This is a genomic window from Arthrobacter psychrochitiniphilus (assembly GCF_003185915.1).
In the GTDB taxonomy this organism is placed as follows: Bacteria; Actinomycetota; Actinomycetes; order Actinomycetales; family Micrococcaceae; genus Specibacter; species Specibacter psychrochitiniphilus.
This window is the reverse complement of sequence record NZ_QHLZ01000012.1, coordinates 51,888-65,046: the sequence shown is the minus strand read 5'-3', so window position 1 is coordinate 65,046 and position 13,159 is coordinate 51,888. Positions and strand designations below refer to the sequence as shown.

At 58.1% G+C, this 13,159-nt stretch carries 15 protein-coding genes; 9 read left to right on the top strand and 6 right to left on the bottom strand.

Going from position 1 to position 13,159, the window contains the following annotated elements; all coding sequences use genetic code 11:
* The first annotated feature begins 102 nt into the window (after nucleotides 1–102).
* Complete coding sequence (gene ychF / locus CVS29_RS15610) at nucleotides 103–1,188, top strand: redox-regulated ATPase YchF (RefSeq protein ID WP_110107249.1); 1,086 nt, start codon at nucleotides 103–105, stop codon at nucleotides 1,186–1,188.
* A gap of 705 nt (nucleotides 1,189–1,893) precedes the next feature.
* Here the strand turns inward: ychF and CVS29_RS15605 are convergent.
* Together CVS29_RS15605 and CVS29_RS15600 are read right to left on the bottom strand one after the other, a co-directional pair.
* The gene (locus CVS29_RS15605; RefSeq protein WP_110107248.1) at nucleotides 1,894–2,460 is read right to left on the bottom strand and encodes an ATPase; all 567 of its coding nucleotides are present in this window, start codon (nucleotides 2,458–2,460) and stop codon (nucleotides 1,894–1,896) included.
* A 3-nt stretch (nucleotides 2,461–2,463) separates the two neighbouring features.
* Complete coding sequence (locus tag CVS29_RS15600) at nucleotides 2,464–2,874, bottom strand: TA system antitoxin ParD family protein (RefSeq protein WP_110107247.1); 411 nt, start codon at nucleotides 2,872–2,874, stop codon at nucleotides 2,464–2,466.
* A 551-nt stretch (nucleotides 2,875–3,425) separates the two neighbouring features.
* Between CVS29_RS15600 and CVS29_RS15595 the strand changes: the two genes are divergently transcribed.
* Nucleotides 3,426–3,866, top strand: coding sequence for a YtoQ family protein (locus tag CVS29_RS15595; RefSeq protein WP_110107246.1), 441 nt, complete (start codon nucleotides 3,426–3,428; stop codon nucleotides 3,864–3,866).
* A 603-nt stretch (nucleotides 3,867–4,469) separates the two neighbouring features.
* Nucleotides 4,470–4,934 (top strand): hypothetical protein, encoded by a 465-nt coding sequence (locus tag CVS29_RS15590; RefSeq protein ID WP_110107245.1) that lies wholly within the window; start codon nucleotides 4,470–4,472, stop codon nucleotides 4,932–4,934.
* Here CVS29_RS15590 and CVS29_RS15585 read toward each other — a convergent pair.
* The 3 genes from CVS29_RS15585 to CVS29_RS15575 are packed head-to-tail and all read right to left on the bottom strand — an operon-like array spanning nucleotide 4,908 to nucleotide 6,946.
* Nucleotides 4,908–5,675, bottom strand: coding sequence for an SCO1664 family protein (locus tag CVS29_RS15585; RefSeq protein ID WP_110107244.1), 768 nt, complete (start codon nucleotides 5,673–5,675; stop codon nucleotides 4,908–4,910). The genes CVS29_RS15590 and CVS29_RS15585 overlap by 27 nt on opposite strands.
* Nucleotides 5,675–6,229 (bottom strand): DUF3090 domain-containing protein, encoded by a 555-nt coding sequence (locus tag CVS29_RS15580; protein WP_110107243.1) that lies wholly within the window; start codon nucleotides 6,227–6,229, stop codon nucleotides 5,675–5,677. Before CVS29_RS15580 ends, CVS29_RS15585 begins: the two co-directional genes overlap by 1 nt.
* 24 nt (nucleotides 6,230–6,253) lie before the next feature.
* Nucleotides 6,254–6,946 (bottom strand): histidine phosphatase family protein, encoded by a 693-nt coding sequence (locus CVS29_RS15575; RefSeq protein WP_110107242.1) that lies wholly within the window; start codon nucleotides 6,944–6,946, stop codon nucleotides 6,254–6,256.
* A gap of 85 nt (nucleotides 6,947–7,031) precedes the next feature.
* Here CVS29_RS15575 and CVS29_RS18255 point away from each other — a divergent pair, with 85 nt between their 5' ends.
* The 4 genes from CVS29_RS18255 to CVS29_RS15560 are packed head-to-tail and all read left to right on the top strand — an operon-like array spanning nucleotide 7,032 to nucleotide 9,594.
* Nucleotides 7,032–7,259: a hypothetical protein gene (locus CVS29_RS18255; protein WP_146213077.1), complete on the top strand. Its 228-nt coding sequence runs from the start codon at nucleotides 7,032–7,034 to the stop codon at nucleotides 7,257–7,259.
* A 42-nt stretch (nucleotides 7,260–7,301) separates the two neighbouring features.
* Nucleotides 7,302–8,135 (top strand): glycosyltransferase family 2 protein, encoded by an 834-nt coding sequence (locus CVS29_RS15570; RefSeq protein ID WP_110107241.1) that lies wholly within the window; start codon nucleotides 7,302–7,304, stop codon nucleotides 8,133–8,135.
* Nucleotides 8,132–9,016, top strand: coding sequence for an endonuclease/exonuclease/phosphatase family protein (locus CVS29_RS15565; RefSeq protein WP_245932278.1), 885 nt, complete (start codon nucleotides 8,132–8,134; stop codon nucleotides 9,014–9,016). The genes CVS29_RS15570 and CVS29_RS15565 overlap by 4 nt, the downstream gene beginning before the upstream one ends.
* Nucleotides 9,013–9,594, top strand: coding sequence for a DUF2238 domain-containing protein (locus tag CVS29_RS15560; RefSeq protein WP_110107239.1), 582 nt, complete (start codon nucleotides 9,013–9,015; stop codon nucleotides 9,592–9,594). The genes CVS29_RS15565 and CVS29_RS15560 overlap by 4 nt, the downstream gene beginning before the upstream one ends.
* A gap of 352 nt (nucleotides 9,595–9,946) precedes the next feature.
* Here CVS29_RS15560 and CVS29_RS15555 read toward each other — a convergent pair whose 3' ends face one another.
* The gene (locus tag CVS29_RS15555; RefSeq protein ID WP_110107238.1) at nucleotides 9,947–10,231 is read right to left on the bottom strand and encodes an NAD(P)H-binding protein; all 285 of its coding nucleotides are present in this window, start codon (nucleotides 10,229–10,231) and stop codon (nucleotides 9,947–9,949) included.
* A gap of 97 nt (nucleotides 10,232–10,328) precedes the next feature.
* Here CVS29_RS15555 and CVS29_RS15550 point away from each other — a divergent pair, with 97 nt between their 5' ends.
* Both CVS29_RS15550 and CVS29_RS15545 read left to right on the top strand, forming a co-directional pair.
* Nucleotides 10,329–12,134 carry an ABC transporter family substrate-binding protein gene (locus tag CVS29_RS15550; RefSeq protein ID WP_110107237.1) on the top strand — a complete coding sequence of 602 codons (1,806 nt, stop codon included), beginning with the start codon at nucleotides 10,329–10,331 and terminating at the stop codon, nucleotides 12,132–12,134.
* 50 nt (nucleotides 12,135–12,184) lie between these two features.
* Nucleotides 12,185–12,832: a hypothetical protein gene (locus tag CVS29_RS15545; RefSeq protein ID WP_110107236.1), complete on the top strand. Its 648-nt coding sequence runs from the start codon at nucleotides 12,185–12,187 to the stop codon at nucleotides 12,830–12,832.
* Nucleotides 12,833–13,159: the final 327 nt, after the last annotated feature.

Genomic DNA, 13,159 nt, shown 5'->3' with positions numbered 1-13,159 from the left:
CACCTTCGCACGGGGCACTGACATTCTTGGATTTTGCCGCGCATCGGGCCGCGCACCGGGTGAATAAGCTTAAAGTGCGGGCAAACGGTAGAATCACATACCGTGGCTCTTACTATTGGCATCGTCGGACTGCCCAACGTCGGCAAATCAACCCTTTTCAACGCACTGACACGCAACAATGTGCTCGCAGCGAACTACCCGTTCGCCACGATCGAGCCCAATATTGGTGTTGTCAGCCTGCCCGATCCCCGTTTGGCAAAGCTTGCAGAGATCTTCGGATCACAGCGCCTGCTGCCCGCAGTGGTGTCCTTCGTGGACATTGCAGGCATCGTCAAGGGCGCCTCGGAAGGTGAAGGCCTCGGCAACAAGTTCCTGGCTACCATCCGCGAAGCCGAGGCCATCGCCCAAGTCATCCGGGTCTTCGATGATCCTGATGTTATCCATGTGGACGGCAAGGTTGATCCCCGCTCCGACATGGAGACCATCAACACCGAGCTGATCTTGGCTGACATGCAGACCGTTGAAAAGGCCATTCCGCGCTTGGAAAAGGCCGTTAAGCTCAAGCAGCGCGACCCAGCCGAGCTGAAAGCTATATTGGCGGCGCAGACTGTTCTTGAACGCGGTGACACCATCTTTTCCTCCATCAAGAGTGACAAGTTGGAGATGGAGCACTTGTCTGAACTGAGCTTGCTCACCGCGAAGCCATTCATCTACGTGTTCAACGTGGACGATGCAGTGCTGGGCAATCCGGAGCGCCAAGCAGAATTGAGCGCCTTGGTGGCCCCGGCGGAGGCCATCTTCCTTGACGCCAAGCTCGAATCCGATCTTGTTGAACTTGACGAAGAAGAAGCCCGGGAAATGTTGGAGATGAGCGGCCAGGAAGAGTCCGGTCTGGACCAGCTGGCCCGCGTCGGTTTCCACACTCTCGGTCTGCAGACCTACCTGACTGCCGGCCCCAAGGAAACACGGGCCTGGACCATTCACCAGGGCGACACCGCGCCCATGGCTGCCGGCGTCATTCACACTGACTTCCAGCGCGGCTTCATCAAGGCCGAGGTGGTCCATTTCGATGACCTGATCGAGGCCGGTTCCATGCACGAGGCCAAGGCCAAGGGCAAGGTCCGCATTGAAGGCAAGGAATACGTCATGCACGACGGCGACGTGGTGGAGTTCCGCTTCAACGTCTAGTCGTGTTTGGACTGCTTCGTGAAACGCCCGGGTTGCCTTTGCAACCCGGGCGTCTTCTTCCGCGGGTGTGGGCCGGGACTGGTGGCACATCATTGTCTACTCTGGGCCGTGTGAGCTCGAAATGGTGCATCCTGCTGACGCTGCGCCCGCCTTCAAGCCTGTATTCGCTACAGTAGCAATTCTGCTTTCCGCAGCCCTTCCATTCGTTAGTTCTGTGCAGCCTCGGCGCCGTCGGCCCCCGCCGCTGTTATGAGCTGGCACTCGATCTACTACGGGTATATCGCTTACGGGCTGTAGCGCGTGTTGGACGCTCCCTATACTCGCTACGATCAGTTGGCCCAGGGGCGTACGGTCAGTATGGCCTTGGCCTTGGCCTTGGTCGTGGTTGGTCAGTTACTCCATGGAGGGAACAATCAAGGGTGGTAGCGCTATGGCGCTGCGTTACGGGCAGAGGACTTGAAGCTGGCGTCCGGCGGATCACGCGCTGGTTAGTCAGACGCCTATCCCGAGCGCATGGTCGTCGCAAAGCAGGCCTGCAACCTCGTAGTTAGATTAGGTTCGACGGAGCACTTCGGTGACTGGGCGTGAACGGAAGTTGGTCAGTTCGCCGGTCATCATCCCAGGACACGCCGCCACCGAGTCTGTGATGGCTGTTTCCAATCCGAGACCCCACAGAGGACGCTCATCCCGCCGTCGGGAGACACGTTAGGCGGTAAGCGCGTCGGGTGTCCAGTTTGGCCAAGTTGGCTCGCCTACAAGCCGTCCGCGTTCGTATTCGGCGACGCGTCGGAAGGGGTTCTTTGCTGTGCTGTTCTCTAAGAACTCAGTGCGGTCTGCGACTAAGCGCGCAGTCGCGATCAGCTCCCACAGCCGCGCGTGACGATCGCGGATCTTCTGCTCGGGCACGTTGTGGCCACCGCACCGAACGCGTTCGGCAACGCGATTTACGCTCGCATCGACGGGGAGGAGCATTACGTAAAGTTGGACGAGGTACCCGCTGCTGTGGGCCTCCTGAATCAGATCGAGTTTGCTCGGGTGGCTGAACACCGTCTCACTTATGAATGACCGCCTGGCCGCCAACAACTGTGTTCGCTCGTCGGCTGCGGCGCGTGAGGCCTCATAGGCATGCTGCATCTCGGCACCCGGCCAGCGTTTAGCCGCGATCAGGTCCGCGTTCACTAACGGCAGATGGGTCACCGGTTGCAGGATTCGCTCGACATAGGTGGATTTGCCGGAACCGTTCGGCCCGGCGATGAGGTGGAGGATCGGCACCTGTCAGGCGTCCGGGTCGTTGGGGGCAGAGCCAGTGGAACGAGAGCGGTTGTTGGCGTGCTCGTTGCCACCGTGCACGACGACGGCGCCATGCTCGTCCACCTCTGTCCAAGAACGCCCCGCCTGGGAGAATTCAGCAGCAAAATCCAAGCTGGCCAGACGTTCGGTCACTTGCTCATCCCAGTTCGCCCGGACTATTGCTTGGTCCCGCTCACCGAGGTCATCGTATGGTTTTTCTCCGGCGAGAACGTGCTCAATGTCGCGCAGGCTCGTGCTTGGACTAGCTTCAAGCTCGCGCCCGATCCGTGCCCAGTGGTTGAACTGCTGTGCAGCGCTGCGGCTCGCAACAGCACCTAGGGCCTTTGCCGCGTCGAACAGGGCGCCATCCACCCTCATTGGCATCGTATTACTCATGCATCTAGTGTAGCAATTTGCTACATGTGTGGCTAGCGTTGAGACAGCTAGTCGAGTTCAGGCTCGTCAGGTTGAGCAGTCTATTTTACTGTCAGGGCGATCTGGGGTGTGCGGGGGCCACTGTCCGTGGCGATGGAGTCATAACCTCTGGATCATGGAGAAATGCACAGGGTTTATGATCCTGCACTGGAAACCCGCGAGTTGACGCGGGAATCACGGGCTCGATGAGGTGCTGCCCTGGCCGCTTGTTCGCCTGTGCCCCGCTCAGCCCAGACCATGGCATCAAGGATTCAAGCACGCCGGTGGCACGCACGGGTCATACGGAGAGCTTTGTCTTGGCTGAAGTCAATGATCTGGTTTTCGTTGATGACACGGCTGCTGAGTTCTGCTTCAGCGTCTGACCAGTAACGTTGCTAACCCGTACTGTAGCGCCAGAGCACCCGGCGGGTTCCACCCTGGCGCTGCCGTTGGATCTTTCCGCTGATCTAGTAGATGGTTAACAAGAGGACCACTCTCAGATCTGTCCAGTATTTATGAAGGAGTATCCAAGCATGAGTTTTACTGTTTATCTTTCCGGTGAGATTCACACCGACTGGCGTGACCAGATCCAGAGCGGTGCACAGGCCGCCGGGCTGGACGTGGAATTTACCGCGCCGGTGACCGACCATCCCGCAAGCGACGCCGCAGGCGACCATCTCGGCGAGACGCCCAGCCAGTTCTGGCGTGATCACCAGTCCTCCAAGGTCAACGCCATCCGCACACGCACCCTGATTGAACAGAGTGATTTGGTGGTGGTCCGCTTCGGGGACAAGTACAAACAGTGGAACGCTGCCTTCGATGCCGGCTACTGCGCCGCACTGGGCAAGCCATACGTTACTTTGCACGATGAAGATATCATCCACCCCCTCAAGGAGGTCGACGCCGGTGCTCAGGCCTGGTGCAAGACCACCGAGCAGGTCGTGCAGACCCTGCAGTACGTGCTCAAGGCGTAAGCCCCGCGGTTGCTCGCTGCCAGAACTCGGTGGAGTTCGGCTTCAACGTCTAGTTCGTTGAGTTCTCGCGCTTTGGAGCCCAATTTTGACACGGATGGGAGCCCAAGATTCCGTATTTTAGACCCGTGTTTGTTTCACCCCTGGCTCTCTTTCCATGTTCCTAGGCAGCTTTCAAAATGCAAGAAGCCCCATCACCGCAAAGGTATGGGGCTTCTGTCTTGCCGCAGCATCATCGGCAATCTTTCTACGAAATTTAGCGGCAGAAAACCAAGCCCACGCACTCAGGCGCAAGAAAATAGTTTAGGAACTGCACACATTTATGGGTCACGGCTAATGCAAGGTTGCTGGTATCGGTCTGATCCTGGCGAACTTGAAGGCTCGGTGGGCTTTTCATGCTGAGGTAGTTGAGTGCGCAGTGGATCCGCTGCCTATAGAGGACTCTGTAATCCAGCATCCTGTGCCGTGGGGCTAGTGCACTGCACTGCTCTGCTCTGCACTGCGGGGGTGGGTAACCCAACCATCTGAAAGTAGATCACGGAAGTTCGCGCTTCGCCGTAACATGGGGCGGTGTACATGTGTCTCGCTCAAGGAGAGTGTAAGGATATGGAAAACGTGGCGCCCCCTGTGGTCGGAGAAACGATGTCGCGCGCTGCCCAGTCTGCCTGGATGCAGTCGTTGCGCCGGGAGACCGCGCATATTGAATTTGTCTTCAACAATGGGGACGAAGATCATCCGCTGATCGGGGCGCTAGCGAACCTTGAATCGAGCAGAACGGTTGGTGTTGGCCCAGGCAACGGTTATGCTCGGCCGCGCCGGGCCGCGGTAAAACGCCGGTATGCCTACAGCCGGGACATCATTTTTGCCCTCGATGATCTGGGGTGCTTCTTTCCTGACGCTACAAGCAAAGAGCAGTGGACAGGGTTGGGCGATGTTGATGTTGTGTTTCTGGATCACAGTGGCAAGGTCCTGGGGGCCACAGTGACACACGAGGCAATGATCATCACGCCCGGCTACAGCGATGACCCTAAGAAGGCAATTTCCTCAGAAAAGGGGCCAAGGCACCGCTGACATCTCACCGCTGGGAGCCGGAAACCGCCCTGTCAAACGTAACCGGGCACACCGCGCAGCGAGGGATGTGATCTCCTCAGCAGTGAGCAAGTCCGTCAAGTTTCGGCCCAGCTCACCGTGGAGTCCTTCGCTGACACGATCTACGCCGTCGAGCTCCTGCGCACTTAGATCCTCTCCCAGCCAGCCCCACAGAACCGTACGCAGCTTGTGGTCACGGTGAAAAGTGAGGCCGTGGTCCACACCGTGCCGGCGGCCGTCCGGCATTGCCAGGATGTGGTTGCCTTTGCGGTCTGCGTTGTTGATGATGATGTCCAGAACCGCCATTCGTCGCAGCTTGGGGGAGTCTTCATGAACTAACGCCACCATGGATCCGCTTTCATCCCGTCCCTCGAGGACTTGCTTCCAACCAGTTGCCGGCACACGGTCCACTGGGAGCAGGTTCACGGCGTCTTGCTTGGGATCTTGCTCCTGCCAGAGTTGGACCATGCCTTCGCCCAGCGGTCCATCGCGCAGCCACGTGTGCGGCACAATGTCCCCGCCGAAGACCTGCGAGACCAGGTACGCGGCCACCTCCCGGTGTGCCAGGGCACCTTCGGGAAAATCCCATAGCGGATTTTCGCCTGCTATCGGCTTATAAACAACCACCACATCACCAATGCTGCCCAGGAATGTGGCGTTTGACGCCGTCGTGATGCGGCCAGTGAGGATTAGTTCAGAGGTGGCCAGGTTCGGTGCTGCCATCAGACCTCGGGAAGGGTGCAGACGTGCCCGTCAGCGTCTATAGGGTAACCGCAGAGTGGGCATGCTGGGCGCCCAGCGCCCACAATTTCGCGTGTCCGCAGGGCGAAGGCGCGGGCGGTGCCAACCGGCATTCGTACCAATAGCATTTCTGAGTCGTTATCGCCGGCTTCTTCAAGCCATTCCTCGCTCTCATCACCATCGTCAGCGGTGATGGGGTGGGCCTCAATAACAACCTGGGCCGTGGTGGGGTCCCACCCCAAGCTCATGGCCCCGGTACGGAATTGCTCCGGGACGTCCTCGAGCTGGTCATTGTCAACAAGTTCAATCGGAGTACTCGTGGGAACGCTGAAGGGGTTGCCCTCCATGGTGATGAGCTGGTCGAGAATTTCGTCGATCTTCTGCCCTAGCTGAGCGGCCTGCTGCTTCTCGAGGGAAATACTCACAATTTGCTTCCCGGCGCGCACCTGCAGATAGAAGGTTCGCGCTCCCGGAACGCCAATGGTGCCAACTACGGCCCGGTCTGGCCAGTCAAATTCGTGGATATGTGTAGGCATATCTGTATTCTAGGCACTTTTGGTTCATGGCGCTTTGTGCCCCGCGCCGCCGCCCACCGGCGCATCACCCGCGAGGGTGTCTTTGGAAAGCCACGAGAGATCGCCTGCGGTGGTGTTGGTTGCGTAGACGCTCGGTCTGCTAGTCCCGTAGTGCACGATCGATAGCGAGGCCGGACCAATGTTAATGCGCTGGAATAGGTCAAGATGCATGCCGAAGGCATCGGCAAGGATGGACTTGATAATGTCACCATGGCTGACCGCAACCCACACGGCTTCTTGCCCGTGTTCGGCTTCGAAGGCTGCATCGTGGCGTCGAATTGCTGCAACAGACCTAGCCTGCATCGCGGCCATTGACTCACCACCAGGAAATACGACGGCGGACGGTTGCGACTGCACCATGGGCCACAGAGACTCGGTTGCTAGATCACTGAGTGTGCGGCCCTGCCATTGGCCGTAATCGCACTCGATGAGAGCCGGATCTACCAGCAAACCGGGTGTGCCAGGTTGGCGATCAAGGATGAACTGTGCGGTCTGCTGACAACGCTCAAGAGGGCTCGAAACCACCCCGACAAGGGGCACCGCCGCGAGCCGCTCTGCAGTCTGGGCCGCTTGGTCGCGCCCAATCTGGTCCAGATCAACGCCCGCTGCCCGGCCTGCGAGCAGTCCAGTGGCATTTGCTGTGGTGCGGCCGTGCCGCACAAGAATAACTGTCGCCATGGAACCAGCCTAGCCACCCTGCGTGGAGCAACCCAGACCAAAAGCCTCATGTCAGCAACTTATTGGCCTGGTTCAGCGTGCCGCTATGACCCAAGCACTGGTACATGGCTTGTTTGTTTCTTCGGACGGATTTGCTTCCGGATATGAGGTGACGCTGGCCCACGATGCTTCTGGCGTACATGATGTAAGGCTCGGCTTCGGTGCCTGCCTCAGGGATTACGTAGCCTACCTAGAAAATAAGTTCACGGTTGAATCCATCGGTACCCGCAGCGGGCTTATCCACCAGCGCTGGAACAGGACGCCACGCCTCTGACGCTGGCAGCGCCCACACTCCAAAGACAGTAGCCTTGAGTAGATGAACATAGAGTCACAGCCAGAAGCCAAGGCCCAAGATGTGGTTTTTGGCCCACCACGTCAAGAACCACGGCCCCGCGTTTCTGTGGTGATACCTGTCAAGGATGACAGCCTTCTGTTGGCGCGGTGTCTTGCTGCTCTGCACTCGCAGTCCATAAAAGCCAACGAGATCATTGTGGTGGACAACGGTTCAATTGATGACTCAGCGCTGACTGCCCGTCTGGCTGGCGCAACACTCATTAGCTGCTCTGAGCCGGGTATCCCGGCAGCGAGCTCCCGTGGTTACGATTTTGCCAGCGGTGATCTCATTCTCCGCTTAGACGCTGATTGTGTGCCACCGACGTCTTGGATTGAAGATGTTGTGACGGCGTTCGCTGACAGCCCTCAGACTTCCGCGTTGACCGGAACGGCACGCTTTATCGATGGCCCAGCATTTTTGCGCACCCCGCTGGCCGTCCTTTACCTCACGGTCTACTGGTTAGCTGCTATGCCAGCTTTGGGACACCGGCCGCTCTTTGGCTCAAATCTGGCCATGCGACGGGAAGCTTGGGAATCTGTGAGTAGTTCGGCACATCGGCGCGATTGTGAGCTCCACGATGATTTCGACCTTTCCTTCCATTTGGGTGAGCACCATAGAGTGAGATATTTGCGCTCCGCTGCCATGGGTATGTCAATGCGCCCCTTCAAAAGCGCGCGTGAGTTCTTAAGGCGGACGCACCGGGGGTTCCGCACGGTCCTGATTCATTGGCCGCATGATTTTCCCCCACGACGATGGCGCAGGCTGGCTTCAGCGAGGAGTCGCAGAGCCGGGAGTAACGCTGGTGCGTTCCAATGAGTGGGAGAAGCGTTGGCGGAGATTATCGTGGGACGGCGCCCTCGGAAGCAATGGCCTTGATTGGTGAGGTGCCTGTGCAGGCACTTCACATCATGGGCTGGAATGTTCGCCGCCACGTCCCCGGCATACTCACACGCTCAGCCGACCGTTGGCAGCAGAGGGCACCGCGAATCCGCGCGCTTCTTAACCAAGAAGCCCCCCTACTTATTGGCATACAGGAAGCGCTGCCTCACCAGGTCGCGTTTGTTCAAGAGTCTCTGGGAGCTACATACAAGGCGGTGGGACACGGCCGGGGACCCCATGGCGCAGGGGAAAGGTGCCCGCTGATTTTTGACTCCAAACGGCTTAAACTTCTGGAATGGGAACAACGGGCACTCTCTGATCAGCCCACACACGCCGGTTCCAGGTCATGGGGAAACCTTATTCCCCGCATTGTGGTCACTGGGATCTTTCTGGACCGCGCCACTGGAAACCATTTTCAGGCCATCAACACACACCTAGATCATCTTTCGGGACGCTCACGTCTGAGCTCCGCCCGTGCCATCAAGCAGTTGGCTGCAGCCAGCAGCTTTCCCACGGTAGTGACCGGGGACTTCAATGCCGCTACGGGATCGCCGCCGCTACTTGAGCTACTCTCGGACGGCATACTGGTTGACACATGGGACGCCGCGCAGACGAGGGTTAGTGAGAAGTGGGGAACTTTCAGCTCCTACCGGGAACCGCGTCGCAACGGTCCACGTCTTGACTGGATTTTGGTTTCCACCGGAGTTCGCGTGGAACGAGCGGGCATCAACGCCAACCGGCACCACGGCGGATGGGGATCGGATCACCTGCCCGTTCATGCCGTGGTGGAATTTGATCAGAGTGGCGACCAACCATGATTGAGAATTTTCTGCGCCGTCCCCATGGTGCTATGGATTTCGTGGCCGAGGCTCTGCGGTTCGTTGCTGTGTTGAGTGTGGTGGTGACCGCGATATTTTTCGAGCCGAGCGACGCTGGAATTATTGCCTTCGCCTTGCCCGGTTTCGTGGCCCCGCGCTTCTTAGGCATGCGTGCCGGGATGGACATGGTTTTTGTGGCCACGCTACTGATCGCCGCATGGAGCAATATTTTTGATCTATACACCAGCATCGGCTGGTGGGATCTGGTGGTTCATCTAGCTGGCAATGGGGTGATCGCCGCTGGCCTGTACCTTTTGCTGGCTCGTGGGAAAGTTGTTCCTGATCCGCGCGGGACCACCTTCACTAAGGGTTCTGGAATAGTGTTGACCGCCATGATGGGGCTAGCGCTGAGTGCTCTCTGGGAAATGGTGGAGTGGTTTGGCCGAGCATTCATTAGCGATCAAATCTTTATTGCTTACGATGACACCATCGGTGACATAGCTATGGGTGGTTTGGGATCCCTCGCCGCCGGATTTGTGGTGGCCTTTATTCCCCTTCTCAGAAAAGACGCAACGTAGCAAAAGGACCCGCTACTGCGCCGAGGCCGTATCAAAGTATTTTGTAAAGAAACCTACCCTGATGGCTCCTCCTGGTACGTCCTGAGCAACTGCAGTCTCTTCGCACGGGCGATCGGGGCGATGCACTGGCCATCAAAAATGGAGGTCCTGCAGCAATGGCGTTGCTGATCAGGCGCTGATGCCCAGAGTTTTACCAATGGTGGAGTCATCCCCGAGGATCCCTAGCAGGCATCCGGCTAGATCTGCTCGGGTAACGGTTCCGGCCAAACGCTCAGCGCTGGAGACCTCCAGCGCCCTCCCTGCCCCTGGTGCAGCTTCTTACTCAGACCCGTGGGCCGGGCCAAGGCCCAGTTCAGCGCCGATGAGAGTGCACAACTAAGCGGTACAGTCCCGCAGCGTGCTTGGCCGCAATGACTGCTTGGGTGACCGCTGTGTGAGGTTGCGCCTCACCTTTCGTGCCGCCCACGGTGACCACAACGGCGTCGGAGCCGGAACTGGCCTCCGTTACGAACACGGTATTACTGGTGTCGCCCTGGATGGCTAGGGTTCCCTCCGGGGTCAGGCCGCTGCGAGAAACCGTGATTACCTTTGTTAGCTGAGCTGCGGTGTCTCGGGCCAGGGTACGACTGACGTTCATAACGCTGCGGTACTCTAGCAATCAGGATTATTCCCGGGACCGGCTAGAGGCTGATGTGCTCCCGGAGACCATATTGAAGCGAAAACCTGGAGGTGGAATGCGGCTCGGACGCATTTTTAAAGTATTGACTGCTGCCGCAGCCCTAGCTCTTACCCTGAGTGCCTGCACTGGTACAGAGCCTGTGCCCAACGAATCCAGCGCCTCGCCTACGGTCACAGTGGGTGGCAATGTCACGGTTCTTGAGAGCACTCCTTTCTCCTCTTTTAACTCATCGAGTGTCACTGGCGGGTCTGCAACGAACACGCGGATTGAGGCAGCTACGCATTCGGGCTTCAACACCGTGGATAGTGATCTGTTGATCGTCAAAAATGAGAAATTCGGCAAGTATGAAAAGGTCAAGGACAAGCCCCTGACCATCAAATACACCATCAATGACGGTGTGCAGTGGTCAGACGGGGAACCTGTCACCGCCGATGATTTGATGCTCCAGTGGGCTGCGCTCTCAGGCTGGTACAACGACGCCGTCCTGGACGGGAACTTCTCCGTCACCTCAGGGACCGCATACTTCCATTCAGCCGGCGATCATTCAGGACTGGCGCAAACCGAGCGCCCTGTCATTAGTGATGACAGGAAATCGCTGACTCTGACCTACACCACAGCGTTTTCCGATTGGGAGACGGCATTGGGTTCCACGGTGTCCATTCCAGCGCACATTGTGGCCGTCCGGGCCGGACTGGCTGATGCTCCTGCCCTGTCCAGCGTGCTGGAGAGCGTGCAGCAGGGGGACCCCACCAAGCAGATTCCACCGAACCCCACGCTACGCAAGGTGGCTGACTTTTGGAATACGGGTTTTGATACCCGCAGCATGCCCAACCCGTCTCTGGCCCTCTCCAACGGCCCGTTTCTGGTCAAGGGCATCACCAAGGATAAGGAACTTATCCTGACCAGGAACGCCGATTACACCTGGGGTGACGCTCCGAACCTGGACACCCTCACCGTGCAATACGAGTCCGATCCTGACAAACAGGTGGCTGCCCTTGCTGCAGGGACAGCAGATGTCATATCCCCGCCCATGACCGCCGAGCGAAGTAGCGCACTTGAGGCACTCACATCTTCCGGTGTCAAGATCCAGCAGGGACAAGGACTCGGATTCGATCAGATGGTGCTGAACTTTGAGGGTGTCTTTGCTCCGCTGGAAATCCGCCAGGCATTCCTGCACACAGTGCCGCGCCAAGACATTATTGACCAAGTAGCTGCACCCCTGGACCCCCAGGCCGAGGTGCTCAATTCCTTCGTGTTCCGTCCCGTGGAGGTGCCGTACAAGGAATCCTCCGGGAGCAATGGCAGCAAGCTTTTTGCCCCGGACGGTGTGGATCCTGACGGATTCATAGCCGCCAAAGAACTTCTCGACGGCGCCAAGCCCACGGTTCGCGTCCTCTACAACCGCGATGACCCGGAACGCCTTGCCGAGTATCAATTAGTGGCAGCCTCTGCCGCCAAGGCCGGTTTTACTGTGATGGATGCCGGAAAGAGCTCGAAAGAATGGATGGCAGCCCTGCGGGCGGGTGCCTTTGATGTGGCGCTGTATGGCTGGACCAGCAACCCCACGGGTTCCGACCAGGTGCCCCAAATTTTCCGTACAGCTGCCCCTTCAAACTTCAACAACTTTTCCAACACCGTGGTGGATCAGCTGACCGAGCAATTGGCCGTCAATCCTGATGGGGCCAAGCAGAACGCGCTCAAGATGCAAATTGATAAATTGGTCATGGACGCCGGATACGGGCTTCCGCTATTTCAGCGCAGTACCCTCAGCGCGACTGGGAAACACGTCTCCGGTGTGACCCACTCTCCTCTGGCCATTGGTCCGTGGGAGAGCATTGCCCACTGGGTCTACGTCAAATAGCCGCCAGATCGGCACCGCATATTGTGCACTATTAAAGGACCCTAAAAGTTTTGACTACTGAAGCTATCCCGGAAAGTGCTCTGCGGATCACTAGCCACGAAGTTCTGGCCTTGCTCTCCTTCAACCCGGGGGAGGGCGCTAGCCTGAGCCGCAGGGTCCTAGATTTGGCTGATCTGCCTCAGGACAGTGATCTGGTACGTGCCGGCCTGACTACGCTGGACGTGCGTGAGATGGCAGCGTCAGAGCAGAACGGCATCAACTTAGTGGGCGGCGCCCTGGTCCTCTCCGTTATTCTTTCCACAGCCGAGCAGTGGTTTGAGATCACTCAATACGGGGCCAGCTCAGACCTGCCAATTTATGTAGTGGATTCTCCGCACGGTTTGGCGGCACTGTTTTCACGCCCCTTGAGTCAGTACTTGTGTGTGCCGTTGCGGACCGGGCTTAACCCCTTGGCATTCGTGGCGCAAACCATCACCAGTGCTGCCGCCGATGCCAAAGGCAAGGGTGGCGGCTTAATAGCTGTGCGTCGTCACCGCCAGGGCCAGGAGGCGCTAGTGGCAAAGGTCAAGGTCAATGCTGACGGAACTGCTGAACTGGCAGGACCGCCGCTGACACAAGGTGGCCAAGCCACCCTTACTGTTCTAAATGGGAGCACAACACCTGGCGAGGCCGCGGTCAAAGCCCTGAACCAGAGCTGATGGCCGGCCCCCGGTCCCTGACTTGCCCGGGGAACTTTAGCTAGGTGGACTTCCAGTACCGCGCAGGTGGCCAAGCACCACAGCTGACCGTACCCAAGCACGACGGCGAGAGGTGAGTTTCGTCACGAAACTTAGCTAACGCTGTCGTGCTTTTGCGGCGGAAATCCGCCATTGTAGGTGTTTTCAAGGTGGCTTTGATGGCAGTTGTGGTGAAAAATTTGCCAATCATGGGATAAAGTGACTAGGCCGTATTTGTCAGTGCGACTAGAATAGTGTTATCTGCCGATTCTTCACGGCCAACCATCAATGTGACTTTCTGCTTTAGCC

What these genes read in the sequence shown, in the direction of transcription:
- CVS29_RS15585 (WP_110107244.1), bottom strand. Translation starts at nt 5,675, where the DNA reads ATGGCAGCACCGAACCTGGCCACCTCTGAACTAATCCTCACTGGCCGC.
- CVS29_RS15590 (WP_110107245.1), top strand. Translation starts at nt 4,470, where the DNA reads ATGGAAAACGTGGCGCCCCCTGTGGTCGGAGAAACGATGTCGCGCGCT.
- CVS29_RS15575 (WP_110107242.1), bottom strand. Translation starts at nt 6,946, where the DNA reads ATGGCGACAGTTATTCTTGTGCGGCACGGCCGCACCACAGCAAATGCC.
- CVS29_RS15565 (WP_245932278.1), top strand. Translation starts at nt 8,132, where the DNA reads ATGAGTGGGAGAAGCGTTGGCGGAGATTATCGTGGGACGGCGCCCTCG.
- CVS29_RS18255 (WP_146213077.1), top strand. Translation starts at nt 7,032, where the DNA reads ATGACCCAAGCACTGGTACATGGCTTGTTTGTTTCTTCGGACGGATTT.
- CVS29_RS15580 (WP_110107243.1), bottom strand. Translation starts at nt 6,229, where the DNA reads ATGCCTACACATATCCACGAATTTGACTGGCCAGACCGGGCCGTAGTT.
- CVS29_RS15550 (WP_110107237.1), top strand. Translation starts at nt 10,329, where the DNA reads ATGCGGCTCGGACGCATTTTTAAAGTATTGACTGCTGCCGCAGCCCTA.
- CVS29_RS15560 (WP_110107239.1), top strand. Translation starts at nt 9,013, where the DNA reads ATGATTGAGAATTTTCTGCGCCGTCCCCATGGTGCTATGGATTTCGTG.
- CVS29_RS15570 (WP_110107241.1), top strand. Translation starts at nt 7,302, where the DNA reads ATGAACATAGAGTCACAGCCAGAAGCCAAGGCCCAAGATGTGGTTTTT.
- CVS29_RS15595 (WP_110107246.1), top strand. Translation starts at nt 3,426, where the DNA reads ATGAGTTTTACTGTTTATCTTTCCGGTGAGATTCACACCGACTGGCGT.
- CVS29_RS15600 (WP_110107247.1), bottom strand. Translation starts at nt 2,874, where the DNA reads ATGAGTAATACGATGCCAATGAGGGTGGATGGCGCCCTGTTCGACGCG.
- CVS29_RS15555 (WP_110107238.1), bottom strand. Translation starts at nt 10,231, where the DNA reads ATGAACGTCAGTCGTACCCTGGCCCGAGACACCGCAGCTCAGCTAACA.